Consider the following 24,643-nt stretch of genomic DNA (forward strand, 5'->3'; position numbering starts at 1 on the left):
GATGTTGTTTGATCAAATTGCGAGCAATAAACGAAAAACCTGGATTTTGTTGCTGGTTTTCTTCCTACTCTTGGCCTTGGTTGGTTATGCGGTTGGCTATCTCTTCATGCGCTCAGGTCTTGGTGGCATGATTATTGCCTTGATTATTGGTCTTATCTACGCTCTGACCATGATCTTTCAATCGACAGAGATTGTCATGTCTATGAATGGGGCGCGTGAGGTTGATGAGCAAACAGCTCCAAACCTCTACCATGTAGTAGAAGATATGGCCATGGTCGCTCAGATTCCCATGCCTCGTGTTTTCATCATTGAGGATTCATCTTTAAATGCCTTTGCAACAGGTTCGAATCCGCAGAATGCAGCTGTCGCAGCCACTTCGGGTCTCCTAGCCATCATGAACCGTGAGGAGCTAGAAGCAGTAATGGGGCATGAAGTCAGTCATATCCGGAACTATGATATCCGTATTTCGACCATTGCTGTTGCCCTTGCCAGTGCCATTACCCTTCTGTCTAGTATGGCAGGACGGATGATGTGGTGGGGTGGCGCAGGTCGCAGACGGAGTGATAATGATCGTGATGGAAATGGTTTGGAGATTATCATGCTTGTTATCTCTCTCTTAGCCATTGTTCTAGCACCTCTCGCGGCAACTTTGGTGCAACTTGCAATTTCCCGTCAGAGGGAATTTCTGGCGGATGCATCCAGTGTGGAGCTGACTCGCAATCCTCAAGGGATGATCAATGCACTGCGCAAGTTGGAGAATAGCGAGCCAATGCATCACCATGTTGATGATGCCAGCAGCGCTCTTTATATCAATGATCCTAAGAAAGGTGGGGGACTTCAAAAACTCTTTTATACCCACCCACCTATCTCAGAACGAATCGAACGCTTGAAACACATGTAAAAAAATCCAGAGGTCGTCTCTGGATTTTTGCTATGTTCAACATTTATAAATCTTGTAAATCAACGACTTCCAAACCATTTTCTGTCAAACGATAGATACTCGTACAGACCTCTTTTAAGAAACGTCGATCATGTGAAACAGTGATCAGACCGCCGGGATAGGAGGCAAAGAGTTTTCTGATTTCGGGTTGAGAAGTGGGAGAAAAATTACGTGTAGGCTCATCCAGAAGGAGAAAGTTTGGTTTGCGCAACACTAAATCCAAAAGTAGGAGTTTACCTTGTTGCCCGCCAGATAGGGAGCGGATTTGGTGGTGCATCTCTGGATAGTTGAAATTGAGACTGGCTAGGTGAGATTGGATTTTCTGTAGTTCCTCTTTTTGTCCAGTTTGGCTGAGATAGGCTACTGGAGATAGATCCAATTGTAGTTTTTTATGGTAATCTTGTGGCATAAAACTAAGTGAAATCTCTCTTTTGGCGCTGAGCAGTTGTTGCAACTTGGCTAACAGAGTTGATTTCCCAACACCATTTGGCCCGATGATACCGATTTTATCTTGGCCACGGACTGTTAGTCGTAACTCCTGAGCTAAAATGCGCTTGCCAATGAATAAATTTTCTTTTTCCAGTTGGATTAAGACTTTAGAAGCCGGTAATGGTTGGATGTCTGAAAAGAAAAGTTGGATTTGTTCCTCTCCAAGTGGCTTTTGGGTCATGGACTGAGCTTCCTTTTCAAAGCGTTTTTCTTGAGAGAGAACAGTTTTCATCTTTTTAGCCAATAGGCGACCGGCAGTACTGTCTTTGGTAGCTCGAAGTGCAGTTTCTACATTTTGCTTGACGCGGCGATGTTTTTCCATGGTTTTGTCATAGGCTCTCTGGTCGTTAGCAGCTTGCTGGCTTTGTCTTGCAAAATTAGCCTTTCTCTCCTCACTATAGCGATCATAGTCTAAATGCTCGACTAGCGTTTCCGCTTCTTTCCGATGCTTGACCAGTCGCAAGTGGACAATAGTATCAGCCGTTTGAGAAAGAAAGTCTTCATCATGGGAAATGAAAATAACAGTTTGCCTAATCTTTCGAATCTGACCTTTTAGCCAATCAACCGTCTCAAGGTCTAGGTCATTTGAAGGTTCATCCAAAAATAGAATCTCAAAGGGTTTGGCTAACTCGTGGATGAGCTGAATTTTCAAAGATTCGCCCCCCGAGAGGCTACCAATTTCTTGGTCGCTAGCAAAACGGTCGCTATCAAAGTGCAACTCCTCCGCCAAACGATAAAGAATGCTGTAGTCTAAATCAGCAGAATCTAAAAAGAAGTAGTCATGTAGAGTCCTATTTTTCAGGATTTCAGGGATTTTTTGAGGAATGCATGCCAGTGATTGAAGGTCAGACTGGATGTCGCCCTTGATAGTAAAATCAGGTAATGCCTCCCCCATTAAAGCTCGTAGTAAAGTCGATTTACCATTTCCTTCTTCACCAATGATAGCAACCTTTTCTCCGTCTTGGATAGTCATGGTTAGGTCAGATATAAGATCCCGTAGATCTTTGTTTTGAGTGATGGTTAGATGATTGATTTTTATCATATTGTTGCCCTTTCTAGAATGTCCATTGTGCATAACAAAAAGCTCTACTTTATCTAGTAGAGCCCAAAGTCACTGTCAAAACTCTATTATCCTCGTTGAAAAACTCGTCAAACTAGCTTGGAGCTGCCTAACCCAACCCAAGAGGAGCATAGCTTTCTAGTTTTTCGATTTTCAATGAGAACAAGATACTAGAAAATCTAGTATAAAAAGAGCACACAAAAAGAGACAAAAACAAGATCTACTAAATAAAGATTCTTTATTTGATAGACTTAGTTGTTCATGTCTCCCTTACCTCCGAGTATTAGTACCTCTATCCTATACCTTTCAGGAAATTTTGTCAATAGAAAACAAGTAATTTCAAGCTCTAAAATCCAAAAACAGGTCCATAGAGAGTCAGTACGTGTTTGACGTGCTCGTAGTGGAACTTGTCATAGTTGCGCCAAGCGGTGCGTGCTTGATCATTCAGTTTTAGGCTCCCTAGTCCAATCAGAAGACTGGTGCGTTGGTAAAATTTCTCAAGGTCGATTAAGATACTGTTGTCCAGCTTTTCTGCTTTTTTTTAGTTCCTTAAGAGTGGTGTTCAGCAGCTCTTGCAGTCGAAGATCATCGGCTGTTCCTTGTTTGCAGCTTTGGTAGCTTTTATTTAACTCGGAAAGGAGTTGGTAAGCTTCAGTGATGAGTGCTTTGTCTTCCATGTGAGCATCCTCCTTGCTCTGATCTATTCTTGCCTATAGTATAGCACTAATCAGAAAATATGTCATAGTAAATATGTTAAAAAATGAGATTTTAATATCAAAGTTTGGAAAGCTGACTTATAGCCCTTTCATGGTATAATCAAGTGAGTACATCTTTATGGAGGAAATATGAAGTTAAATATTCAAGAAATTCGTAAGCAACCTGAAGGCCTGCATTTTGAACAAGCTTTAGACCTGGCAGCAGACTTGCGTAAACGGAATCAAGAAATTTTAGATGTCAAAGATATCCTTGCAGTGGGGAAGGTGCAGTACGAAGACCGTCTGTATTTCTTAGACTATCAGTTGTCATATACCATTGTCCTTGCTTCCAGCCGCAGTATGGAGCCAGTTGAGTTGGCTGAATCTTATCCAGTCACAGAAGTTTTCATGGAAGGAGCGACCAACCAACTAGACCAGGAAGTTCTAGATGATGATTTGGTCTTGCCTATCGAAAATGGGGAAATCGACCTTTCTGAGAGCGTAGCAGATAATATTCTGCTCAATATCCCTATCAAGGTCTTGACGGCAGAAGAAGAGGCGGGCCAAGGTTTTGTGTCAGGAAATGACTGGCAAATCATGACTGAAGACGAATATCAAGCTCAACAAACAGTCAAGAAAGAAGAAAACAGTCCATTTGCTGGCTTGCAAGGACTGTTTGATGGAGACGAGTAGATGGTTTTATCCAAGAAACGTGCCCGTCATGTCATAGAGGAAATTATTGCCCTTTTTCCAGATGCTAAGCCTAGTCTTGATTTTCGCAATCATTTTGAACTACTGGTTGCAGTGATGTTGTCAGCTCAGACGACAGATGCAGCGGTAAATAAGGCGACGCCAGGTCTCTTTGCTGCTTTTCCAACGCCGCAAGCCATGTCTGTCGCGACAGAGAGTGAAATTGCTTCACACATTTCTCGCCTGGGACTGTATCGAAATAAGGCCAAATTCCTTAAAAAATGTGCCCAACAGTTACTAGACGATTTTGATGGTCAAGTCCCTCAGACTCGAGAGGAATTAGAAAGTCTAGCGGGTGTTGGACGCAAAACAGCTAATGTCGTACTGAGTGTGGGATTTGGCATTCCAGCCTTTGCGGTGGACACTCATGTGGAGCGTATCTGTAAGCATCACGATATCGTTAAAAAATCGGCTACGCCCCTCGAAGTAGAAAAACGTGTCATGGACGTCCTACCACCAGAAGAATGGTTAGCAGCCCACCAGGCCATGATTTACTTTGGACGAGCTATCTGCCATCCCAAAAATCCAGAATGTAACCATTATCCCCAATTATATGATTTTAGCAATGTTTAAGGGGACTCTGAAAAAGTTTTTGCTTGATTTTAAGGGTGCTTTGTGCTATAGTAAATGATAACTAAATAATCCTTTAAACCTGTCCTGTGAGGCAGGCAAGGAGCGCGATAAAGTAGAAGGGTGAAGTCTATACTATTTGTAGTAGGGCTCGCTTAGCTATACATTTCAAGTCTCCTTGTTAAGGAGACTTTTCTTTTTGGAGGTTTTTGTCATGAAGGCAAAAGAAGTTGTAGACGAATTGACTGTCAAACGAGCGATTACGCGAATTACTTATGAGATTATCGAGCGCAATAAGGATTTGAATAAGATTATCCTAGCAGGGATAAAAACGCGTGGTGTTTTCATTGCTCATCGTATCAAAGAACGCTTGGAGCAGTTGGAAAACATCACAGTTCCTGTTGTGGAATTGGACACTAAACCTTTCCGTGACGATGTTAAAAGCGGAGAAGATACTTCTTTGATTTCTGTTGATGTGACTGACCGTGAAGTTATTTTGGTGGATGATGTACTCTATACAGGCCGTACCATCCGTGCCGCTATTGATAATATTGTTGGTCATGGTCGTCCTGCGCGCGTGAGTCTTGCGGTGCTAGTTGACCGTGGACATAGAGAATTGCCTATCCGTCCAGATTACGTTGGGAAAAATATTCCAACCAGTCGTTCTGAAGAAATCATCGTAGAGATGACAGAACTTGATGGCCAAGACAGAGTTCTGATTACTGAAGAAGCTTAGAAAGCTGAAGGAGTAGCCATGTCAGAAAATCAACAAGCATTGAACCATGTGGTTTCCATGGAAGACCTCACTGTTGATCAAGTGATGAAATTGATCAAACGAGGGATCGAGTTTAAAAACGGAGCCCAACTTCCCTACGAGAACAAACCTATCGTATCGAATCTCTTCTTTGAAGATTCTACACGGACACATAAGTCCTTTGAAGTGGCAGAGATTAAGCTAGGATTGGAGCGACTGGACTTTGATGTGAAGACTAGTTCGGTCAATAAGGGTGAGACACTGTATGACACTATTTTGACCCTATCTGCTCTAGGAGTGGATGTCTGTGTGATTCGCCACCCAGAGGTCGACTATTACAGAGAGTTGATTGCGAGTCCGTCGATTACGACTTCCATTATCAATGGTGGGGATGGTTCGGGACAACATCCTAGCCAGAGCTTGCTTGATTTGATGACTATTTATGAAGAATTTGGTCACTTTGAGGGGCTCAAGGTCGCTATTGCAGGCGACTTGGACCACTCACGTGTTGCCAAGTCCAATATGCAAATTTTGAAACGCTTGGGAGCTGAACTCTTTTTTGCAGGACCTGAGGAATGGAGAAGTCAAGAGTTTGCGGACTATGGACAGTTTGTAACTATTGATGAGATTGTTGATCAGGTGGATGTTTTGATGTTACTCCGCGTTCAACATGAACGCCATGATAGTGGAGCCGTTTTTTTAAAAGAAGACTACCATGCTCAACACGGTTTGAACCAAGAACGCTATAATCGCTTAAAAGAAACAGCAATCATTATGCATCCTGCTCCAGTGAATCGAGATGTGGAAATTGCTGACCACTTGGTTGAAGCGCCAAAATCACGCATTGTCCAACAAATGACCAACGGTGTCTTTGTTCGAATGGCAATTTTAGAATCCGTATTGGCGAGTAGAAACGCCAACTAAAACACAAGACGTTAAAAGACGCCAGTGAGCGTCCACGAGAGGTGAAAATATGACAAAAAGACTTCTAGTATTAGAAGATGGCACAGTTTTTGAAGGCAAGGCCTTCGGAGCAGATATAGATGTAACAGGCGAAATCGTCTTTAATACAGGGATGACAGGCTATCAAGAATCCATTACTGACCAGTCTTATAATGGGCAAATCTTGACCTTTACCTATCCTTTGGTAGGAAATTATGGCATTAATCGTGATGATTACGAATCCATCATTCCAACTTGTAAGGGAGTTGTCGTTTTTGAAGAGGCGCGTCGAGCTAGTAACTGGCGCAACCAAATGACCTTGGATGAATTTTTGAAAGCTAAGAAAATTCCAGGTATTTCAGGGATTGATACGCGTGCCCTTACCAAGATTATCCGTAAGCACGGTACTATGCGTGCAACTTTGACTCACGTTGGGGACAGCATGGACCATGTGACGGATCAGCTCCAAGCAACAGTCTTGCCGACAGACAATATCAAGCAGGTTTCTACTAAAACTTCCTATCCAGCTCCTGGAGTTGGTTTGAGTGTGGTCTTAGTAGACTTTGGTCTCAAGCACTCAATCTTACGTGAACTTTCTAAGCGTAACTGTAACGTGACCGTCGTTCCGTATTCAACAACGGCAGAAGAAATTCTTCACCTAAATCCTGATGGAGTTATGTTGTCAAATGGTCCAGGTAACCCAGAAGATGTTCCAGAAGCACTGGACATGATTCGTGGTGTGCAAGGGAAAATTCCAATTTTCGGTATTTGTATGGGACACCAACTCTTTGCCATGGCAAACGGTGCTAAGACCTACAAGATGAAATTTGGTCATCGTGGATTTAACCACGCGGTACGTGAGATTGCTACAGGCCGTGTAGACTTTACTAGCCAAAACCACGGTTATGCAGTCAGTCGTGAGGACTTGCCAGAGCATTTGATCATCACCCACGAAGAAATCAATGACAAGTCAGTTGAAGGAGTTCGTCACAGATACCAACCAGGTTTTTCTGTACAATTCCACCCAGACGCAGCTCCTGGTCCACACGACGCTAGCTACCTCTTTGACGAGTTTATCGAGATGATGGAAGCTTTTAAACAAGCAAACTAAGAACGAGTAAAAGCTCGTCGGAGAATTTACGTAACTGAACACGGACGGAAAGCTCGGAATTTAGAGAAACCAACTTGGATTGTCAATCCTTCCTTGGTTTCCTAAAATTCAATCGCTTTCTATTCGTCCTTTGTATCTTATTTAATGTCGCTCTGTGAGGCGACGAATAGAAAGGCAGGTCGTTTCTTTTAGTCGCTATCGGGCGAACTAAAAACTCCCTGCACTAGATTTTTTATCGAAAAATATCGTTTCTCTAAAAAATCGTCGGAGAATTTATTTAATGGCAACCCGAGAGTTGCCGAATAGAAAGGAGAAGGGTGGTCCGTATTTGCTGAACTGAATACGGGCTACGGACGGTGCTAAAAAGATAGTTATTCCTAGAACTGACAGTTCTTCGTCATAACTCCTATTTTAGCTTTGTCCGCTTGACGCCCTTAATATCTTATAAATGCCTAAACGTACTGATATTCAAAAAATTATGGTGATTGGTTCTGGTCCGATTATTATTGGTCAGGCTGCTGAGTTTGACTATGCGGGGACCCAGGCCTGCTTGTCTTTGAAAGAGGAAGGTTATGAAGTTGTCTTGGTGAACTCAAACCCTGCCACCATCATGACGGACAAGGAGATTGCGGACAAGGTCTACATCGAGCCAATCACACTTGAGTTTGTAACTCGTATTCTCCGTAAGGAACGTCCAGATGCCTTGCTTCCAACTCTTGGTGGTCAAACAGGGCTCAATATGGCCATGGAATTGTCTAAAAACGGTATTCTAGATGAATTGGGTGTCGAACTACTGGGAACTAAATTGTCTGCCATTGACCAAGCAGAGGACCGTGACCTCTTTAAACAATTGATGGAAGAGCTTGAGCAACCAATTCCAGAATCTGAAATTGTCAATACAGTTGAAGAAGCAGTTGCCTTTGCGGCATCAATCGGCTACCCTGTTATCGTTCGTCCAGCCTTTACCCTAGGTGGTACTGGTGGTGGTATGTGTGCCAACGAGGAAGAACTTCGTGAAATCGCTGAAAATGGGTTGAAACTGTCACCTGTTACCCAATGTTTGATTGAGCGTTCCATTGCAGGTTTCAAGGAAATCGAGTACGAAGTCATGCGCGATTCAGCTGATAATGCTTTGGTTGTTTGTAACATGGAAAACTTTGACCCAGTTGGAATTCACACAGGGGATTCTATCGTATTTGCACCTGCTCAAACCATGTCAGACTATGAAAACCAAATGCTTCGTGATGCCAGCTTGAGCATCATTCGCGCCCTCAAGATTGAAGGTGGATGTAACGTTCAGCTAGCCCTTGATCCGTATAGCTTCAAGTACTATGTTATCGAAGTAAACCCTCGTGTATCACGTTCGTCAGCCCTTGCATCTAAGGCGACGGGTTATCCGATTGCCAAATTGGCTGCCAAGATTGCCGTTGGTTTGACTCTGGATGAGGTCATCAACCCAGTTACAGGTTCAACTTATGCTATGTTTGAACCAGCTCTTGACTACGTCGTTGCTAAGATTCCACGTTTCCCATTTGACAAGTTTGAAAAAGGTGAGCGTCGTCTTGGAACTCAGATGAAAGCAACTGGAGAAGTCATGGCCATCGGTCGTAACATCGAGGAATCTCTTCTAAAAGCATGTCGTTCACTTGAAATTGGCGTTCACCATAATGAAATGCCTGAACTGGCAACCGTTTCTGATGATGCCTTGATTGAAAAGGTTGTCAAGGCTCAAGATGACCGTCTCTTCTACGTATCAGAAGCCATTCGCCGTGGTTACACTCCAGAAGAAATTGCTGAATTGACTAAGATTGATATCTTCTATCTGGATAAACTCTTGCACATCTTTGAAATTGAGCAAGAATTAGGTGCTCATCCACAAGATCTAGAAGTCTTGAAAACAGCTAAACTCAATGGATTTTCAGACCGTAAGATTGCGGAACTCTGGAAAACGACAGCTGACCAAGCTCGCCAACTACGTTTGGAAAACAAGATTGTTCCAGTCTATAAGATGGTCGATACCTGTGCAGCGGAGTTTGACTCTGAAACACCATACTTCTATTCAACATATGGATGGGAAAATGAGTCTATCAAGTCTGATAAGGAATCTGTCCTTGTCCTAGGTTCAGGTCCAATCCGTATTGGTCAAGGGGTTGAGTTTGACTACGCGACCGTTCACTCGGTAAAGGCGATTCAGGCAGCTGGCTATGAAGCTATCATTATGAACTCAAATCCAGAGACCGTTTCAACCGACTTCTCGGTATCAGACAAACTTTACTTTGAACCATTGACATTCGAAGATGTCATGAATGTCATTGATTTGGAGCAACCAAAAGGCGTTATTGTTCAGTTTGGTGGTCAAACAGCTATCAACCTTGCGGAGCCTTTGGCAAAAGCAGGTGTGACCATCCTTGGTACCCAAGTAGCTGACTTAGACCGTGCCGAAGACCGTGACCTCTTCGAGCAAGCCCTTAAAGACTTGGATATTCCACAGCCACCAGGACAAACGGCTACCAATGAAGAAGAAGCCGTGCTTGCAGCTCGTAAGATTGGTTTCCCAGTCCTCGTTCGCCCATCTTATGTCTTGGGTGGACGTGCCATGGAAATCGTTGAAAACGAAGAAGACCTCCGTTCTTACATGCGTACCGCTGTTAAGGCTAGTCCAGACCACCCAGTGCTTGTTGACTCTTACATCGTTGGGCAAGAGTGTGAAGTTGATGCCATCTCAGACGGAGAAAATGTCCTTATCCCTGGTATCATGGAACATATCGAACGTGCCGGTGTCCACTCAGGTGACTCAATGGCCGTTTACCCACCACAAACCTTGTCGCAAAAGGTTCAGGAAACCATTGCAGACTATACCAAACGTTTAGCGATTGGGCTCAACTGTCTTGGTATGATGAACATCCAGTTTGTTATCAAGGATGAAAAAGTCTATGTTATTGAGGTCAATCCACGTGCCAGCCGTACGGTGCCATTCCTTTCTAAGGTAACTAATATTCCTATGGCTCAGGTAGCGACCAAGCTCATTCTTGGGCAAAGTCTTGAAGAACTTGGCTATCAAGATGGACTCTATCCAGAAAGCACTCGCGTTCATATCAAGGCACCAGTCTTCTCCTTTACCAAACTAGCTAAGGTAGATAGCTTGCTCGGTCCTGAAATGAAGTCAACAGGGGAAGTTATGGGTTCTGATACTACTTTGGAAAAAGCTCTCTACAAGGCTTTTGAAGCTTCTTACCTACACTTGCCAACCTTTGGGAATGTGGTCTTTACCATCGCTGATGATGCCAAAGATGAAGCCTTGGACTTGGCTCGTCGTTTCCAAAATATCGGTTATGGTATCCTTGCGACAGAAGGAACAGCAGCCTTCTTTGCTAGTCATGGACTGCATGCCCAGCCTGTTGGTAAGATTGGTGATGATGAGAAGGATATCCCAAGCTTTGTCCGCAAAGGGAAAATCCAAGCGATCATCAATACTGTCGGAACCAAACGAACTGCTGACGAAGATGGTGAGCAAATCCGTCGTTCAGCCATTGAACACGGTGTGCCACTCTTTACAGCTCTAGATACTGCTAATGCCATGCTTAAAGTGCTGGAAAGCCGTAGTTTTGTTACAGAAGCGATCTAGTTGATACAGAATTTTCACAGTTTTAAAGCCAGCGTTTTCTGACGCTGGCTTTTGCAATACAGCTATTGTCTATTTCAACCATCATTCTTTCCTTAAGAATCATTCTAAAATGTGATATAATAAGGGAGAATTGGAAATGGAAAACTATTTTCATTATTTTTTCAAAAATTCCATTAAGAAAATAGGTAAAGACAGATTAGAAAGTGTAAAATTCCGATGTCTTCTTACAAAAAAGTCTCTCTTTCTGAGATTAACCAATCTATTGAAACTCCGAATAACAATCATTTTTGGCAAAATCTAAAAGCATTCTTAGGGCCTGGAGCCCTTGTAGCAGTTGGTTATATGGATCCTGGAAACTGGATTACTAGTGTGGTTGGTGGTGCTTCCTACAAATATAGTCTCTTATTTGTTATTTTGATTTCATCCATCATCGCCATGCAGTTACAACAGATGGCTGGAAAGCTCGGTATCGTAACTAAGATGGACCTAGCACAGGCAACTGCACATCATGCTCCCAAATGGCTTCGCTATAGTCTTTGGGTGATTTTAGAATTAGCTTTAATGGCGACAGACTTAGCCGAGGTTTTAGGCTCAGCGATTGCCTTAAATCTTTTATTTAAAATACCGATTATGGTCGCTATCCTCTTAACCGTTTTAGATGTATTTCTTTTGTTGTTGTTAATGAAATTTGGCTTCAAAAAAATTGAAGCCATTGTTACGACTCTTATTTTAACCATATTAGCCATCTTTACCTATCTTGTGGCTTTATCTAGTCCAAGTATTCAGGGTATCTTTGGTGGTTATTTACCGACTTCAACTTTATTTGAAACACCGTTACCAGGTCATGAAAGCCAATTGACCTTGGCTCTAGGAATTGTGGGAGCGACAGTCATGCCCCATAATCTCTATCTTCATTCATCCCTATCCCAAACAAGGAAAATCAATCACAAAGATAAGAAGGATGTTCGAAAAGCCGTGCGTTTTATGACCTGGGATTCAAATCTTCAGTTGTCCCTAGCCTTTATTGTCAATTCCTTGCTTCTCATTTTAGGGGCATCTCTCTTTTTTGGTCATGCATCTGAAATTTCAGCTTTTTCTCAAATGTACAATGCTTTACAGGATTCGACAATAGCAGGAGCGATAGCTAGTTCAACTCTGTCAACTTTATTTGCCCTAGCCCTCTTAGCAAGTGGACAAAATTCGACCATTACAGGTACTTTGACAGGACAGATTGTCATGGAAGGATTTTTGCATCTGAAATTGCCTCAGTGGATTATCCGTATCGGTACCCGTATTTTTGCCTTACTACCTGTGATCATTGTTGCCGTTTTGTTTGGACATCAAGAAAAAACCTTGGATCAGTTATTGGTCTATTCACAGGTCTTTCTGTCAATCGCTCTTCCGTTTTCAATCTTCCCCTTAATCTATCTGACCTCTAAGAAGTCACTGATGGGAGAATTCACCAATGCCAAGTGGAACACAATCCTAGGTTACGCAGTTTCAATCATCTTGACCATTCTAAATATCAAGCTTCTTTTCGATATTTTTTAACCTCGTTTGAAATCAATATAGTGTCAGCGTGAAGGTTGACAAATAGAAAGTAGTAGTGATTGGTTCATAAAAAGAAGTACAAAAAAAGAACAGTGGTAACTGTTCTTTTTTATCATTATTTGAGACCGTATTTTTTGTTGAAACGATCCACTCGTCCATCTGCTTGAGTGAACTTTTGACGTCCAGTGTAGAATGGGTGTGAGTCTGATGAAATTTCCACACGGATCAATGGGTAAGTTTCGCCTTCGAACTCAACAGTTTCGTTAGAGCGTTTTGTTGAACCGCTAAGGAATTTGTAACCAGTAGTTGTGTCCATGAAGACAACTGGGCGATATTCTGGATGGATATCTTTTTTCATTTTGCAATATTTCCTTTCTGCCATGGTCTCTTTGCGAGCCATAGATTGTTACCATACTAGTCTATCAGATTCTGATAAGTTTGGCAAGTCTTTTCCCTGATTTTATTAAAAATCTTGATAAAAAATCACTCCAGTGTTTACTGGAGTGAGGGTAGAAGAATGATTAATTCTCTTGATTTGGAGCTTTTTCTTCTTGTTGATTTTTTACTTCTGTTTCTTTTACTGGTTCTGCGTTTTCTTCTGCTGATTTAGCCTCTTTTTCAGTTTCAGTAGGTTCTGTTTCCGTTGATTCTGTTACAGTTTCAGCTTCAGCCTCTGTTTCTGTTGGTTCGGCTACTGGCTCAGCTTCTGTTTTTGTTTCAGATTCAGTAGTTTCTTCTTTTACTGGTTCTGCGTTTTCTGCTACTGATTCAGCCTCCACATTAGCTGGTTCCTTAGCTTCCTCTTTTTGCTCGGTTTCCTCTTTAGCTGTCTCTGTTTTTTCAGCTGTAGTTTCTTCTTTTTTACGTTCTTGAGATTCTTTTTTGATTTCTTCGACTGCAGTTTTAACGGTAGAGCTTGTTACACGTCCGACAGTTTGAGCAAAATCTTTACCAGACTCAGCTAATTCAGTAAATGACTCTTTTGTAATTTTACCACCTGACATTGCCAAGAGACCAGTTACAACTAGTGCAATGCTAGCAAGAATAGCTAAAATCAAACCAAAGCCGATTGAAATGCCATATCCACCAAAGTTAGACATGTATTTATTTACATTAAAGAGACTATTTAGTGTGACGAGAGTTGCAATTGCACCCGCAACAATGACACCAATTGAGAACCCTTTAGGCATTGCTTTATTCATATTATTCAAGCACGCAAGAACAATAGATACAATAGCCGCGATAATGACAAACCACCCATCACCTTGGTAACCATTCACACTATAGGACCCAAAAGAACCTGCATTTAAACTAGCCCATGGCAAGAGTGAACCAAGGATTGCTACTCCAGCAGAAATGAGGATAAACAAACGATTTTTTTCCATTATTATGTCTCCTTTTATTCAGTTTGATTTATTATACCATAAACTGCGGTACAAAGAAACCGTATATTTTAAGAATCTAGCATATAAAAGGCCAAGAAAATTCTTTCTTAGCCTTGGTGAATCTGTAGAGCCTCTTTCAGTTCTTTATATATTTGTTCGTTTTCTTCTAGACTATAGGAATTGGCGCCACTAGCTAAAGGATGCCCTCCTCCGTCGTGTCGTTTGGCAATTTCATTGATAGGGGTAATTTTACTGCGCATTCGCACACGGAAGTGACCATCAGCTTGCTCAACAAAGATAGCCCAAGCCTTAACAGTATCAATTCGGCCAGGTGCTCCGACAATTGCCGCTGTTTCAGCATCCGTAACCTTATATTTTTCCAAGATGTCTTGAGTAAGCAGAACGCGTGCAGCTCCATTCTCATCAACTTCCAAATGATCATAGACAAAGCCTTGCAATTTTGCAATCTTGAAGCTCATGGTATCCATTTGACGAGACAATCCAGCAAAGTCAAAATCAATTTCTCGGAGCTGGCCAGCTATTCTAAAGGTACGAGCACTAGTTGACGGGTAGAGAAAACGCCCTGTGTCCCCGACAATTCCTGCATAGAGAAGTCGTGCCGCTTCACCAGACAAAGCTAGCTGATTTTCTTGAGCAAATAAAGCAATCATCTCACTGGCACTGCTTGAACTTGTATCCACCCAAGATAGGTCACCATAGATATCATCATTTGGATGGTGATCGATTTTGATGGTGAAAGCAGCTTGTTCGTAGCGTTTATCATCGATACGAGGACGATTCGCTGTATCACAAATAATAGCAAGAGCTCCTTGGTAGTCACTATCTTGGACAGTATCCATTTCCGCCATCCAAGTTAGAGTTGGTTCGTTAAAACCGACTGCTTTGATAGTTTTTTCTGGGAAATGGTGTGTGAGAAGAGCTTTCAAGCCCACTTGACTCCCTAAGGCATCTGGATCTGGTTTCATATGACGGTGAATGATAATGGTATCGTATTCTTTGATTTTCTCTAATATTTGCTGGCAAATTTCCATAAATAACCTCAATTCTTTCTCATTTCATTGTAGCACAAGAATTTTTATTTTTAAAATGAAAAAGATATGATATAATGGAGAAAGATAAATTGAGGAGGACGTTATGGCATTAGCAAAAATTGTATTTGCCAGTATGACCGGTAATACCGAAGAAATTGCAGATATTGTAGCAGATAAATTGCGTGACTTGGGATTGGAAGTCGATGTGGATGAATGTACGACTGTTGACGCTTCAGACTTCTTGGAGGCGGACATCGCAATCGTTGCGACTTATACTTATGGAGACGGAGAATTGCCAGATGAGATGATGGACTTTTACGAAGACCTAGCAGATCTCAACTTGAATGGCAAAATCTACGGAGTGGTCGGTTCAGGAGATACCTTCTACGACGAATTCTGTAAGGCTGTTGATGACTTTGATCGTGTTTTTGTAGCGACAGGAGCAGAAAAAGGTTCAGAGTGCGTTAAAGTTGATCTTTCTGCCGAAGAAGAAGACATCGAACGCTTGGAACAATTCGCAGAAGAATTGGCTGCAAAAGTAGGATAAGAATCAAGCTGCGCTGACTGGAAGGAGTCAGTGCAGTTTTTAGTAGTTAAACTAGATTTTACTAGCCTATTTGGTGGCTTTTTGATACAATAATTCAAATAAAGGAGGAGACACTATGGATTTAGCTAGTATTCGGCAAGAAATTGATCAAATCGACGACCAAATCGTTAAGCTCTTGGAAGAACGAATGCACTTGGTTGAGGGTGTTGTTGCCTATAAGAAGGCCTCAGGAAAACCTATTTTAGATAGTAAGCGAGAAGAAGTCATTTTTGAAAAGGTAAGGAGTCGTGTAATCAATAAGAGTTACCAAGAAACCATTGTTGCGACTTTTTCAGATGTTCTCAAACGTTCGCGTGATTATCAGGATCAAAACATCAAATGAAAAAAGAACAATTTTATCCGCTAGGGATTTTTCTAGCTGCAATGGTGGGCGGACTTGTCCGCTATCTAGTTTCCACTTGGTTACCAGCTAGTCCAGAATTTCCTTGGGGCACCCTCCTTGTTAACTATCTGGGCATTATCTGCCTGGTCTATCTGGTGAAAGGCTATCTGGTCTATAAGGGAACTAGTAAAGGCTTGGTTTTGGCGCTGGGTACAGGATTTTGTGGTGGGCTAACAACCTTTTCTAGCCTGCTCTTGGACGCTGTGAAATTGCTCGATACCGGGCGTTATCTTAGTTTAGTCCTGTATTTGATTTTTAGTATTGGTGGGGGCCTGCTCTTGGCTTATGTTCTAGGGAGGAAGAAATGGTAATCGTTTATCTTGCAATCGCCTGTGGGTTCGGAGCCCTGGTGCGTTATTTCTTTTCCCGCTATAATCAAGCTTCAAAATTACCTCTAGGAACTCTCATAGCCAATCTTCTAGGATGTTTTTTGATCGGCCTACTCTACAATCATGTGGAGTCCAAGGAAGTCTATGCTATCCTAGCGACAGGTTTTTGTGGAGGGTTGACGACCTTTTCAACCTTGAATGACGAGTTGCAAAGGCTGTTAAGCGACAAGAAGGTATTTTATAGCTATTTAGCCTCAACTTACATAGGCGGTTCTGTAGCGATTTTTTTAGGAATTCTGCTATAAATTTCTTTACTTTTAGGTGGAAATTTGGTAAACTGTATCTTGTGTGTAATGGACGCACAAAAATACAGTTTATCCGCTGAGGAAGGTTCCTCAAGATTGACAAAGATAGGAGAATAAAATGAATCCATTAATCCAAAGCTTGACTGAAGGTCAACTTCGTACAGATATCCCATCATTCCGTCCTGGTGACACTGTTCGTGTACACGCGAAAGTTGTCGAAGGAAACCGTGAACGTATCCAGATTTTTGAAGGTGTTGTTATTGCACGTAAAGGTGCTGGCATCTCAGAAAACTACACAGTTCGTAAAATCTCTAACGGTATAGGTGTTGAGCGTATCTTCCCAATCCACACTCCACGTGTTGAAAAGATCGAAGTTGTTCGTTACGGTAAAGTACGTCGTGCGAAATTGTACTACTTGCGTGCACTTCAAGGTAAGGCAGCTCGTATCAAAGAAATCCGTCGTTAATTCGACTAAAAAACTCTGCTTACCCAGCAGAGTTTTTCTCTAGCTCCCTTAGTTCAATGGATATAACAACTCCCTCCTAAGGAGTAGTTGCAGGTTCGATTCCTGCAGGGGGCATAGAAACTATTGATTTTACTGGGTGTTTGAGGTATTTCGCCCCAAATTCGCCCTTAAATTACAAGAATTATATAAAGTGTCGATGTAGAATCGATAAGCAACTGCTAGAAGCACTTTAACAAAATATCATGGATTATAAAATTTGGAGTAATAATGGTTGATAAAGATTGTTATTTTGATAAGATAGAATCTATCTTAAACGGATCTAGCAATTTTTATATTTCTTCAACTGAACAATTGAATAAATGTTTAGATCATGTTGTTCAGTTGATTTCGGATGCATATGTTTTATATATAAATAATTCATATACCTCCTCATCTTTTTTAGCTATTAGTGTGTTGGAAGAGGTTGGAAAAATTCAAATGGGAATATTTATTAAAGGTTCAGATTCCTATATGAGAAAAGATAAATTAAGAGATCATAAATCTAAACAAATTGTAGGTGCGAGTCACACTATTTGTATTGGCGAAAGGATTAAAAATTCAATTTCTAATGAAAATTTGGAGAAGATTTTTAAATTTATTTATTCTGGTGAATTAAAAGCTTTAAGAGAAAAAGCAATTTATTGTGATAGAAAAAATAACAATATTGTGACACCAAAAGATTTAATTACTCAAGAACTTGCAAGAAACCTACTTTTATTTGCGATAGAATCATTTGATGATAATCTGGTGGGATGGACAAATTACTCAATCGAGTTATCAAAGAAAACTGATTTGTTTTTTGAAATTATTGCTAATTCTAAAATGAAATAGACGAAAACCGCTCAGCAGAGCGGTTTTCGTCTATTCTTGCCATTTTACAATACCCACGTACGGATAGCATGGGCGACGCCGGATTCGTCGTTTGTTTTGGTGATGTATTTGGCGATTTTTTTGAGTTCTGGATTTCCATTTTCCATGACAACGGGGTTGCCAACGACTTCCAGCATGGCGCGGTCATTCTCTTCGTCACCGATCGCCATGGTTTCATCTTTGGTCAATCCGAGTTTTTCAGCTAGATGGGTAATAGCTGAACCCTTGTCTATATTCTTTTTAAGGAGTTCGAGGTAGAAAGGAGCAGATTTGTTGATGGAGTAGCGCTCGTAAAATTCTGCTGGTATCTTTTCAATCGCAGCATCGAGAATTTCCGGTTCATCGATAAACATACACTTGACGATTTCCTTGTCAGCCATTTCTTCAGGGGTGCGGTAGAAGATGGGCATGCTGACGAGGGTTGATTCGTGCACCGTGTACTTTCCGATATTGCGATTGGCAGTATAGATACCGTCCTTGGTAATAGCGTGCATGTGGACACCGAGCTTGCGACTGAGAAATTCCATATCCAGATAATCCTCATAGGTCAAGGATTCGCTGATAATCTCATGGGCAGTAGCAGTTTCTTGAACAAGGGCACCATTGAAGGTTACGACATAGTCACCCTCGTCTCTCAATTGCAAGTCGTCCAGAAGTTTGGCAACACCTGCGATAGGACGACCCGTTGCAATTACGACTTTGACACCAGCTTCTTTGGCATCTTGGATGGCAGAAAAGACTTCCGGAGTGATTTCCTTTTTACTGTTAACCAGGGTACCATCGATATCGACGGCGATTAGTTTAATACTCATAAATTTCCTCTATTCGTTCTTATTTGGGGTAAAATGATCGTTCTCAATCAAGTGTAAAAATTGCTGGGTAACGCTTGCGAAGATGCTGTTTTGGTCCAACATTTCTTTTGGAAAATAGAAACGATTGTCTCCGTGGCGGCTGCCAGCAAGAGATTGGACGATAGGAGACAGGCTAGAGAGTTCTGCCAGTTCACCATTTTTCTGTAGAATCTCAATCTGTGTCCGTGGATTTTCAGATTCGGGACGATAGATATCATAAGGGAGGTCAAAGTTCTTATGAATAGCAGTATAGTAGTCTGGATCAAAGCCGATTTCTTCAACCAGCTGTCTCATGGTTGCGAGTTGGTCTTGGTCTTTTTCTGAAAAAGTAATGGATTTAAAGACCTTGCGGTTGACAAAACGTTGTGACAAGTCGGCTAGTATCTTGTCAGGACTGGTCATCCAGAGTTGGAAGTAGGTATTCATCACGCCGTCATCAAGTGCCAGATAGTCAGATAGAGTAACTTTCTTTTCAAAAAAAGGTAGCAAATGTGGAGAAGTGCGTGCAAAGAAGTCCTTGTCTTCAGGATAGAGTTCCTTGGCGCGTTTGAGGAGATTTTGTAGGAGAACCTCCATGGCCCGTGTTGCTGGGTGGAAATAAACCTGCATATACATCTGGTAGCGACTGAGAACATAGTCTTCGATGGCGTGCATGCCATTGCGCTGAAAGGCGATACCATTTTCGACTGGACGAATGACTCGAAGGATGCGAGTCAGGTCAAATTCCCCATAAGATGCTCCTGTAAAATAGGAGTCGCGCAAGAGATAGTCCATGCGGTCTGCATCAATTTGGCTAGAAATGAGCTGCACGACCTGCTTGTTAGGATAGGTATGATCGATGACACTGGCTACCTTTTTTGGGAAATCAGGCGCTACTTGTAGCAGAACTTGGTGAATCTCTGTCTCAGGACTTTGGATGATTTCCTGGGTAATGGCCTCATGATCTGTATCAAAGAGATGTTCAAAAGTATGAGAGTAGGCACCGTGCCCGAGGTCATGAAGGAGCGCAGCGGTCATGGTCAAGAGAGACTCAGCAGGATCCCATTCTTCAGGATATTTTTCTTCAAAAATCTCTGTGATGCGTCGTGCAATCTCATAGACCCCCAAACAGTGGGAAAAGCGACTGTGCTCCCCACCATGGAAGGTATAACTGGAAGTCCCTAGCTGTTTGATACGGCGAAGACGTTGAAATTCTTTTGTATTGATCAAGTCGTATATGACCTGATTATTGACGTGGATGTAGTTGTGAACTGGGTCACGGAATACTTTTTCATTCATATGACCATTATAGCAAAATCCTGCTCTTTTTGGTAAAATAGTAGGACAAGAGACATGAAAGAGGATTTGATGTGAAGATTCGGATGCGAAATAGGATTCAGTTTGATGAGCAGTTGGAAGTGATTGACCAGCTTTATGACGTTGAAGTGCGTGAAAAAGGGGATTATAGCTATCTGCTTTTTTATAATGAGGAAAAAGAAAAAGTGGTTCTCAAGTTTCATGGTCAAGAACTGGTGATGACCCGTTTTTCCAATCCGAAGACTATTATGAGATTTCTAAAGGATAGTGATAGTTTAGCCTATATTCCGTCTCCAATGGGGATGCAGGAATTTATCATTCAAACGAATCGTTATCAACTGGATGGGCAAAAGATTGAACTCGCCTATCAACTGCAAAATCAAGATGGACAACTTTTTGCCAGCTATCAATTGGAAATTACTTGGGGATAAGAAAAAGGTTGCCGAATGCCAACCTTATTTGATATAGAGTTCTTGATTTTTTAGAACAATTTCACGCACACTTGCGAATTTCTTGAGTTTTTTAAGTTCTTCAGGATGGGTTACCAGAGTGATAACATAGCCTTCTTTACCCATGCGACCTGTACGACCAGCACGGTGGGTATAGGTTTCCATATCTCTAGGGACGTCGAAGTTGACAACACATTCCAAGCTATCAATGTCGATACCACGAGCCAGAAGGTCAGTTGCAAGGAGCAGGGTTAGTTGCTTATCTTTAAACTTTTCTAATATGACTTTTCGGAATTTAACATTGACATCGCTAGCGAGGGAGACAGCCAAGACATCCCGATACTGTAGTTTTTCCTCTGCACTTCCAAGGTCTGACAAGCTGTTAAAGAAGACCAGACCACGGAAATCCTCAACATGAGCTAGCTTTCGTAGCATGTCTACTCGATGACGTTGGTCTACCTGCATGTAGAAATGTTGGATGTTGTCCAGTTTTTGATCAGAGAGATCAATAGTGCGCGTGTTTGGTGCAATCTTTTCTTGGTCAAACTTGGTCGTCGCACTCATGTAGATGAGTTGGTGGTCACGAGGTGCGTAGTGGGTGATTTTTTCGACAAAGTGAATCTGAGAATCATCGAGCAATTGGTCAAATTCATCCAGAATGATGGTTTCTACATTCATCATCTTGATCTTTTTCAATTTAATCAACTCAAAGATACGGCCAGGTGTTCCAATCAGAATTTCTGGTCCTTTTTTGAGGCGTTCAATCTGGCGTTTCTGACTCGAACCTGATAAGAAGAGCTGAGCAGTTAAGCCGATAGCCTCTGCCCACGTTTTACACACGTCAAAAATCTGTCCAGCAAGTTCCGTATTTGGTGCTAGGATCAAGAGTTGCTGGGCTTTTTTCTTTTGTAGTCTGAGAAGACTTGGCAGGAGGTAAGCTAGGGTCTTACCAGTTCCTGTTGGGCTCACTCCTAGGAGGTTTTCTCCAGCAAGTATAGGCTCAAATAGTTGAGTTTGAATGGGGGTAAATTCTTGGAAACCGAGTTGGTCACTCAATTTCTGCCATTCAGTCGGTAGTTTGGTTTTCATTTTTCTGCCTCAAATCTAATGCCAGCAGTCTGGCGCATGGTATAGAGTAAATCATGAACAGAGCCTGCATCATCCAGCCAGTTCTGGTAAAGTGTCTGGTCTGGTTGCTGGATCATCTGAGCAAACGCAGCAACTTCCTCAGTCATCGTATGAGGAGCCTGTTGGATAGGGAGTTGAACTTGATTTCCTTGGTGGTCGCTAAAAATAGCTGAGCGGACATGTTCAATCGTGTTAAGGGTCAAGGTTCCATCTGCTGTGTAAATCTCACAAGGAAGATTGGAAGTGATGTTTTTCCCAGCCTTGATATGAACTTGAAAGTTAGGGTAGAAGAGGATACCATCTCCATTTAGGTCAATGCTATTGTCAAGCTGTTGAGCTTGGTAGGTCGCGTCCTGAGCCTTTCCAAAAAGGCGAACGGCAGCGTAGAGAGGATAAATCCCCAAGTCCATAAGAGCTCCACCAGCAAAACGGTCTGAAAAGACATTTGGCGTCTGTCCAGCCAATAAGTCAGGCATCTTGGAAGAATACTTGACATAGTTGAAATCTGCTCCCCAAATTTGCTTGTCTGCCAAAAAATTCTTGATAGTGGTAAAGGCTTCCTCGTGGTAATTACGAGCTGCCTCAAAGATAAAACAGTGATTTTTCTCAGCTGTCTGTCTCAAATTCAGCCATTCATGTGGCTGAGTGACAGCTGGCTTTTCAAGAATGACATGCTTGCCAAAAGACAAGGCAGCCTTGGCTTGAACAAAATGTAAGGAGTTTGGACTAGCGATATAAACTACATCAAAGGAGCTCTTGAAGAAGTCCTCTAATTGATCAAAGAGCTGGATATCCTGATAGCGGGAAGCAAAGGTTGCTGCTGTTTCTAGTTTTCTAGAATAGACTGCAACCAGCTGGTATTCTCCGCTAGCATGGGCTGCTTCTATGAAATGATGGCTGATAGCCCCTGTTCCGATGATACCTAATTTAAGCATAAATACTCCTTTTCCGACTTCAAATCCTTCCTTCATTATAACACAGAAAAGAAGGACTATCCAACAGATGGTAAAAATTTTCAAATGGGCTACGAATTTCTTGGAGAAAGTGGTACAATATTTAGATAAGTAGATGAAATGAGAAGGGGGAGAAAATGAGATTATTACCAATAAGGAAAATATCACGTCAGTCTAAGCGACTAGCGCTTTTTTTGACTTTTTGTGCAGGATATGTCGATGCTTATACTTTTATCGTGCGAGGGAATACCCTTGTCGCTGGACAGACTGGGAATGTCGTCTTTCTTTCTGTAGGACTCATTCAACAAAATGTATCGGATGCTAGTGCTAAAGTAATGACCTTGCTTTTCTTTATGATGGGTGTCTTTTTTCTGACATTGTATAAGGAAAAACTACGAATTGTTAAAAAGCCGATTTTGTCCTTGATTCCACTTGCAGTCCTGTCCCTAATTATAGGATTTGTGCCGCAAACGGTTGATAATATCTATCTCGTACCGCCCTTAGCCTTTTGTATGGGACTGGTGACAACTGCTTTTGGAGAAGTGTCAGGTATTGCCTATAATAATGCTTTTATGACAGGGAATATCAAACGTACCATGTTGGCCTTTGGAGATTATTTCCGGACCAAGCATACGCCTTTTCTACGAGAGGGATTGATTTTTGTTAGCTTGCTTAGCAGTTTTGTCTTCGGAGTTGTTTTTTCAGCTTATTTGACGATTTACTATCAGGAGAAGACAATTCTAGGTGTTCCTCTTATGATGAATATCTTTTACTTCAGTATGCTTTTTGCTTCTTGGAGAAAAAAAGGGAAAGAAAAAGCTTAAATTTGATTGATTTCGCTTGTAAGAAAAAAGAAGATATGCTATACTTGAAGAGTTGACTATGCACAATCCTGTGCAACCGCACGAACATCGTTGCTCACATAGTGAGTATAAAGTGGTTCGTCCCACGATGCTAGGCGAGTCTTCACAAAAATACGGGGAAACCCTAAAAATCATAGGAGGTGCATAATGAGCACATACGCAATTATCAAAACTGGCGGAAAACAAGTTAAAGTTGAAGTTGGTCAAGCAGTTTACGTTGAAAAATTGAACGTTGAAGCTGGTCAAGAAGTTACTTTTAACGAAGTTGTTCTTGTTGGTGGTGAAAACACTGTTGTCGGAACTCCACTTGTTGCTGGAGCTACTGTAGTTGGAACTGTTGAAAAACAAGGAAAACAAAAGAAAGTTGTTACTTACAAGTACAAACCTAAAAAAGGTAGCCACCGTAAACAAGGTCACCGTCAACCATATACAAAAGTTGTCATCAACGCGATCAACGCTTAATTTTAAGGAGAACACATGATACAAGCAGTCTTTGAGAGAGCCGAAGATGGCGAGCTGAGGAGTGCGGAAATTACTGGACACGCCGAAAGTGGCGAATACGGCTTAGATGTCGTGTGTGCATCGGTTTCTACGCTTGCCATTAACTTTGTCAATTCCATTGAGAAATTTGCAGGCTACGAACCAATCTTAGAATTAAACGAAGATGAAGGTGGTTATCTAAAGGTTGAAATACCAGCGGATCTTCCTTCACACCAGAGAGAAATGACCCAGTTATTCTTCGAATCATTTTTCTTAGGTATGGCAAACTTATCGGAGGACTCTTCTGAGTTCGTCCAAACCAGAGTTATCACAGAAAACTAACACGGAGGAAAACATTATGTTAAAAATGACTCTTAACAACTTGCAACTTTTCGCCCACAAAAAAGGTGGAGGTTCTACATCAAACGGACGCGATTCACAAGCGAAACGTCTTGGAGCTAAAGCAGCTGATGGACAAACTGTAACAGGTGGATCAATCCTTTACCGTCAACGTGGTACACACATCTATCCAGGTGTAAACGTTGGACGTGGTGGAGACGATACTTTGTTCGCTAAAGTTGAAGGCGTAGTACGCTTTGAACGTAAAGGTCGCGATAAGAAACAAGTTTCTGTTTACCCAATCGCAAAATAAAAAGGTCCAGTGAACCTTTTTATCCCGAGCCTTAAAATGAAAAGGTGAG

At 41.8% G+C, this 24,643-nt stretch carries 27 protein-coding genes, 1 tRNA gene, 1 pseudogene and 1 other annotated feature; of the genes and pseudogenes, 20 read left to right on the forward strand and 9 right to left on the reverse strand.

What is annotated here, in order from left to right; genetic code table 11:
* Position 1 precedes the first annotated feature (1 nt).
* Positions 2-901 carry a zinc metalloprotease HtpX gene (gene htpX / locus B7720_RS06855; protein ID WP_084857220.1) on the forward strand — a complete coding sequence of 300 codons (900 nt, stop codon included), beginning with the start codon at positions 2-4 and terminating at the stop codon, positions 899-901.
* Between the two features lie 43 nt (positions 902-944).
* On the opposite strand, the gene B7720_RS06860 is transcribed toward htpX, so the two are convergent.
* Together B7720_RS06860 and B7720_RS09810 are read right to left on the reverse strand one after the other, a co-directional pair.
* Positions 945-2,504: an ATP-binding cassette domain-containing protein gene (locus tag B7720_RS06860; protein WP_084857222.1), complete on the reverse strand. Its 1,560-nt coding sequence runs from the start codon at positions 2,502-2,504 to the stop codon at positions 945-947.
* Positions 2,505-2,835: 331 nt separating this feature from the next.
* Positions 2,836-3,166, reverse strand: a pseudogene (locus B7720_RS09810) (helicase BlpT).
* 168 nt (positions 3,167-3,334) lie between these two features.
* Here B7720_RS09810 and B7720_RS06870 point away from each other — a divergent pair.
* The 7 genes from B7720_RS06870 to B7720_RS06900 all read left to right on the forward strand — a co-directional run bounded on the left by B7720_RS06870 (position 3,335) and on the right by B7720_RS06900 (position 12,487).
* Complete coding sequence (locus B7720_RS06870) at positions 3,335-3,877, forward strand: YceD family protein (protein ID WP_000773193.1); 543 nt, start codon at positions 3,335-3,337, stop codon at positions 3,875-3,877.
* The gene (gene nth / locus B7720_RS06875) at positions 3,878-4,507 is read left to right on the forward strand and encodes an endonuclease III (protein WP_084857224.1); all 630 of its coding nucleotides are present in this window, start codon (positions 3,878-3,880) and stop codon (positions 4,505-4,507) included. It abuts the gene before it with no gap.
* A gap of 211 nt (positions 4,508-4,718) precedes the next feature.
* On the forward strand, positions 4,719-5,240 hold the full coding sequence (gene pyrR / locus B7720_RS06880; protein ID WP_049485335.1) for a bifunctional pyr operon transcriptional regulator/uracil phosphoribosyltransferase PyrR: 522 nt from the start codon (positions 4,719-4,721) through the stop codon (positions 5,238-5,240).
* A gap of 18 nt (positions 5,241-5,258) precedes the next feature.
* Positions 5,259-6,182 carry an aspartate carbamoyltransferase catalytic subunit gene (locus tag B7720_RS06885; protein ID WP_070800538.1) on the forward strand — a complete coding sequence of 308 codons (924 nt, stop codon included), beginning with the start codon at positions 5,259-5,261 and terminating at the stop codon, positions 6,180-6,182.
* 49 nt (positions 6,183-6,231) lie between these two features.
* On the forward strand, positions 6,232-7,311 hold the full coding sequence (locus tag B7720_RS06890; RefSeq protein ID WP_000166847.1) for a carbamoyl phosphate synthase small subunit: 1,080 nt from the start codon (positions 6,232-6,234) through the stop codon (positions 7,309-7,311).
* Positions 7,312-7,759: 448 nt separating this feature from the next.
* The gene (gene carB, locus B7720_RS06895; protein WP_084857226.1) at positions 7,760-10,936 is read left to right on the forward strand and encodes a carbamoyl-phosphate synthase large subunit; all 3,177 of its coding nucleotides are present in this window, start codon (positions 7,760-7,762) and stop codon (positions 10,934-10,936) included.
* A gap of 216 nt (positions 10,937-11,152) precedes the next feature.
* The gene (locus B7720_RS06900; RefSeq protein ID WP_084857228.1) at positions 11,153-12,487 is read left to right on the forward strand and encodes an Nramp family divalent metal transporter; all 1,335 of its coding nucleotides are present in this window, start codon (positions 11,153-11,155) and stop codon (positions 12,485-12,487) included.
* 115 nt (positions 12,488-12,602) lie between these two features.
* Here the strand turns inward: B7720_RS06900 and B7720_RS06905 are convergent, their stop codons facing one another.
* The 3 genes from B7720_RS06905 to B7720_RS06915 all read right to left on the reverse strand — a co-directional run bounded on the left by B7720_RS06905 (position 12,603) and on the right by B7720_RS06915 (position 14,924).
* Positions 12,603-12,845, reverse strand: a complete 243-nt coding sequence (locus tag B7720_RS06905; RefSeq protein ID WP_000710762.1) for a type B 50S ribosomal protein L31 — start codon at positions 12,843-12,845, stop codon at positions 12,603-12,605.
* Between the two features lie 163 nt (positions 12,846-13,008).
* A complete protein-coding gene (locus B7720_RS06910) occupies positions 13,009-13,872 on the reverse strand; it encodes a lantibiotic ABC transporter permease (protein WP_084857230.1) in 864 nt (287 codons plus the stop codon).
* Positions 13,873-13,979: 107 nt separating this feature from the next.
* Positions 13,980-14,924: a DHH family phosphoesterase gene (locus B7720_RS06915; protein ID WP_084857232.1), complete on the reverse strand. Its 945-nt coding sequence runs from the start codon at positions 14,922-14,924 to the stop codon at positions 13,980-13,982.
* A 103-nt stretch (positions 14,925-15,027) separates the two neighbouring features.
* Here B7720_RS06915 and B7720_RS06920 point away from each other — a divergent pair, with 103 nt between their 5' ends.
* The 7 genes from B7720_RS06920 to B7720_RS06950 all read left to right on the forward strand — a co-directional run bounded on the left by B7720_RS06920 (position 15,028) and on the right by B7720_RS06950 (position 17,883).
* Positions 15,028-15,471: a flavodoxin gene (locus B7720_RS06920; RefSeq protein WP_084857234.1), complete on the forward strand. Its 444-nt coding sequence runs from the start codon at positions 15,028-15,030 to the stop codon at positions 15,469-15,471.
* 115 nt (positions 15,472-15,586) lie between these two features.
* Positions 15,587-15,853, forward strand: coding sequence for a chorismate mutase (locus tag B7720_RS06925; protein ID WP_084857236.1), 267 nt, complete (start codon positions 15,587-15,589; stop codon positions 15,851-15,853).
* The gene (gene crcB, locus B7720_RS06930) at positions 15,850-16,224 is read left to right on the forward strand and encodes a fluoride efflux transporter CrcB (RefSeq protein ID WP_084857238.1); all 375 of its coding nucleotides are present in this window, start codon (positions 15,850-15,852) and stop codon (positions 16,222-16,224) included. The genes B7720_RS06925 and crcB (B7720_RS06930) overlap by 4 nt, the downstream gene beginning before the upstream one ends.
* Positions 16,218-16,547 carry a fluoride efflux transporter CrcB gene (crcB, locus tag B7720_RS06935; protein WP_084857240.1) on the forward strand — a complete coding sequence of 110 codons (330 nt, stop codon included), beginning with the start codon at positions 16,218-16,220 and terminating at the stop codon, positions 16,545-16,547. Before crcB (B7720_RS06930) ends, crcB (B7720_RS06935) begins: the two co-directional genes overlap by 7 nt.
* A 118-nt stretch (positions 16,548-16,665) precedes the next feature.
* Complete coding sequence (rplS, locus tag B7720_RS06940) at positions 16,666-17,013, forward strand: 50S ribosomal protein L19 (protein WP_001068668.1); 348 nt, start codon at positions 16,666-16,668, stop codon at positions 17,011-17,013.
* Between the two features lie 42 nt (positions 17,014-17,055).
* Positions 17,056-17,127 (forward strand) — tRNA-Arg (locus B7720_RS06945).
* A 153-nt stretch (positions 17,128-17,280) separates the two neighbouring features.
* A complete protein-coding gene (locus tag B7720_RS06950) occupies positions 17,281-17,883 on the forward strand; it encodes an AbiV family abortive infection protein (protein ID WP_084857241.1) in 603 nt (200 codons plus the stop codon).
* A 44-nt stretch (positions 17,884-17,927) separates the two neighbouring features.
* Here the strand turns inward: B7720_RS06950 and yidA are convergent, their stop codons facing one another.
* Together yidA and B7720_RS06960 are read right to left on the reverse strand one after the other, a co-directional pair.
* Positions 17,928-18,734, reverse strand: coding sequence for a sugar-phosphatase (gene yidA, locus B7720_RS06955; RefSeq protein WP_000023482.1), 807 nt, complete (start codon positions 18,732-18,734; stop codon positions 17,928-17,930).
* Between the two features lie 9 nt (positions 18,735-18,743).
* Positions 18,744-20,051: an HD domain-containing protein gene (locus B7720_RS06960; protein ID WP_042768354.1), complete on the reverse strand. Its 1,308-nt coding sequence runs from the start codon at positions 20,049-20,051 to the stop codon at positions 18,744-18,746.
* Between the two features lie 71 nt (positions 20,052-20,122).
* On the opposite strand from B7720_RS06960, the gene B7720_RS06965 reads away from it, so the two are divergent.
* Positions 20,123-20,500 carry a YwiB family protein gene (locus tag B7720_RS06965; protein ID WP_084857243.1) on the forward strand — a complete coding sequence of 126 codons (378 nt, stop codon included), beginning with the start codon at positions 20,123-20,125 and terminating at the stop codon, positions 20,498-20,500.
* 24 nt (positions 20,501-20,524) lie between these two features.
* Here the strand turns inward: B7720_RS06965 and B7720_RS06970 are convergent, their stop codons facing one another.
* Together B7720_RS06970 and B7720_RS06975 are read right to left on the reverse strand one after the other, a co-directional pair.
* Positions 20,525-21,607, reverse strand: coding sequence for a DEAD/DEAH box helicase (locus tag B7720_RS06970; RefSeq protein ID WP_000850598.1), 1,083 nt, complete (start codon positions 21,605-21,607; stop codon positions 20,525-20,527).
* Positions 21,604-22,581, reverse strand: a complete 978-nt coding sequence (locus B7720_RS06975) for a Gfo/Idh/MocA family protein (RefSeq protein WP_084857245.1) — start codon at positions 22,579-22,581, stop codon at positions 21,604-21,606. The genes B7720_RS06970 and B7720_RS06975 overlap by 4 nt, the downstream gene beginning before the upstream one ends.
* Before the next feature lie 155 nt (positions 22,582-22,736).
* Here B7720_RS06975 and B7720_RS06980 point away from each other — a divergent pair, with 155 nt between their 5' ends.
* From B7720_RS06980 to rpmA, 4 genes are all read left to right on the forward strand, one after another.
* Positions 22,737-23,423, forward strand: coding sequence for a YoaK family protein (locus B7720_RS06980; RefSeq protein WP_084857247.1), 687 nt, complete (start codon positions 22,737-22,739; stop codon positions 23,421-23,423).
* Positions 23,424-23,487: 64 nt separating this feature from the next.
* Positions 23,488-23,575 (forward strand) — a sequence feature (ribosomal protein L21 leader region).
* A 34-nt stretch (positions 23,576-23,609) separates the two neighbouring features.
* The gene (gene rplU, locus B7720_RS06985; protein ID WP_000109141.1) at positions 23,610-23,924 is read left to right on the forward strand and encodes a 50S ribosomal protein L21; all 315 of its coding nucleotides are present in this window, start codon (positions 23,610-23,612) and stop codon (positions 23,922-23,924) included.
* Between the two features lie 15 nt (positions 23,925-23,939).
* Entirely contained in the window at positions 23,940-24,284 is a 345-nt protein-coding gene (locus tag B7720_RS06990; protein ID WP_042902405.1) for a ribosomal-processing cysteine protease Prp, read from the forward strand.
* A 16-nt stretch (positions 24,285-24,300) separates the two neighbouring features.
* A complete protein-coding gene (rpmA, locus tag B7720_RS06995; protein WP_000916509.1) occupies positions 24,301-24,594 on the forward strand; it encodes a 50S ribosomal protein L27 in 294 nt (97 codons plus the stop codon).
* Positions 24,595-24,643: the final 49 nt, after the last annotated feature.

The organism is Streptococcus oralis subsp. oralis (assembly GCF_002096455.1).
GTDB lineage: Bacteria > Bacillota > Bacilli > Lactobacillales > Streptococcaceae > Streptococcus > Streptococcus oralis_CY.

Bases quoted from the DNA above. Each gene is read 5' to 3' on its own strand.
- htpX (WP_084857220.1), top strand. From the start codon at position 2: ATGTTGTTTGATCAAATTGCGAGCAATAAACGAAAAACCTGGATTTTG.
- B7720_RS06860 (WP_084857222.1), bottom strand. From the start codon at position 2,504: ATGCACAATGGACATTCTAGAAAGGGCAACAATATGATAAAAATCAAT.
- B7720_RS06870 (WP_000773193.1), top strand. From the start codon at position 3,335: ATGAAGTTAAATATTCAAGAAATTCGTAAGCAACCTGAAGGCCTGCAT.
- nth (WP_084857224.1), top strand. From the start codon at position 3,878: ATGGTTTTATCCAAGAAACGTGCCCGTCATGTCATAGAGGAAATTATT.
- pyrR (WP_049485335.1), top strand. From the start codon at position 4,719: ATGAAGGCAAAAGAAGTTGTAGACGAATTGACTGTCAAACGAGCGATT.
- B7720_RS06885 (WP_070800538.1), top strand. From the start codon at position 5,259: ATGTCAGAAAATCAACAAGCATTGAACCATGTGGTTTCCATGGAAGAC.
- B7720_RS06890 (WP_000166847.1), top strand. From the start codon at position 6,232: ATGACAAAAAGACTTCTAGTATTAGAAGATGGCACAGTTTTTGAAGGC.
- carB (WP_084857226.1), top strand. From the start codon at position 7,760: ATGCCTAAACGTACTGATATTCAAAAAATTATGGTGATTGGTTCTGGT.
- B7720_RS06900 (WP_084857228.1), top strand. From the start codon at position 11,153: ATGTCTTCTTACAAAAAAGTCTCTCTTTCTGAGATTAACCAATCTATT.
- B7720_RS06905 (WP_000710762.1), bottom strand. From the start codon at position 12,845: ATGAAAAAAGATATCCATCCAGAATATCGCCCAGTTGTCTTCATGGAC.
- B7720_RS06910 (WP_084857230.1), bottom strand. From the start codon at position 13,872: ATGGAAAAAAATCGTTTGTTTATCCTCATTTCTGCTGGAGTAGCAATC.
- B7720_RS06915 (WP_084857232.1), bottom strand. From the start codon at position 14,924: ATGGAAATTTGCCAGCAAATATTAGAGAAAATCAAAGAATACGATACC.
- B7720_RS06920 (WP_084857234.1), top strand. From the start codon at position 15,028: ATGGCATTAGCAAAAATTGTATTTGCCAGTATGACCGGTAATACCGAA.
- B7720_RS06925 (WP_084857236.1), top strand. From the start codon at position 15,587: ATGGATTTAGCTAGTATTCGGCAAGAAATTGATCAAATCGACGACCAA.
- crcB (WP_084857238.1), top strand. From the start codon at position 15,850: ATGAAAAAAGAACAATTTTATCCGCTAGGGATTTTTCTAGCTGCAATG.
- crcB (WP_084857240.1), top strand. From the start codon at position 16,218: ATGGTAATCGTTTATCTTGCAATCGCCTGTGGGTTCGGAGCCCTGGTG.
- rplS (WP_001068668.1), top strand. From the start codon at position 16,666: ATGAATCCATTAATCCAAAGCTTGACTGAAGGTCAACTTCGTACAGAT.
- B7720_RS06950 (WP_084857241.1), top strand. From the start codon at position 17,281: ATGGTTGATAAAGATTGTTATTTTGATAAGATAGAATCTATCTTAAAC.
- yidA (WP_000023482.1), bottom strand. From the start codon at position 18,734: ATGAGTATTAAACTAATCGCCGTCGATATCGATGGTACCCTGGTTAAC.
- B7720_RS06960 (WP_042768354.1), bottom strand. From the start codon at position 20,051: ATGAATGAAAAAGTATTCCGTGACCCAGTTCACAACTACATCCACGTC.
- B7720_RS06970 (WP_000850598.1), bottom strand. From the start codon at position 21,607: ATGAAAACCAAACTACCGACTGAATGGCAGAAATTGAGTGACCAACTC.
- B7720_RS06975 (WP_084857245.1), bottom strand. From the start codon at position 22,581: ATGCTTAAATTAGGTATCATCGGAACAGGGGCTATCAGCCATCATTTC.
- B7720_RS06980 (WP_084857247.1), top strand. From the start codon at position 22,737: ATGAGATTATTACCAATAAGGAAAATATCACGTCAGTCTAAGCGACTA.
- rplU (WP_000109141.1), top strand. From the start codon at position 23,610: ATGAGCACATACGCAATTATCAAAACTGGCGGAAAACAAGTTAAAGTT.
- B7720_RS06990 (WP_042902405.1), top strand. From the start codon at position 23,940: ATGATACAAGCAGTCTTTGAGAGAGCCGAAGATGGCGAGCTGAGGAGT.
- rpmA (WP_000916509.1), top strand. From the start codon at position 24,301: ATGTTAAAAATGACTCTTAACAACTTGCAACTTTTCGCCCACAAAAAA.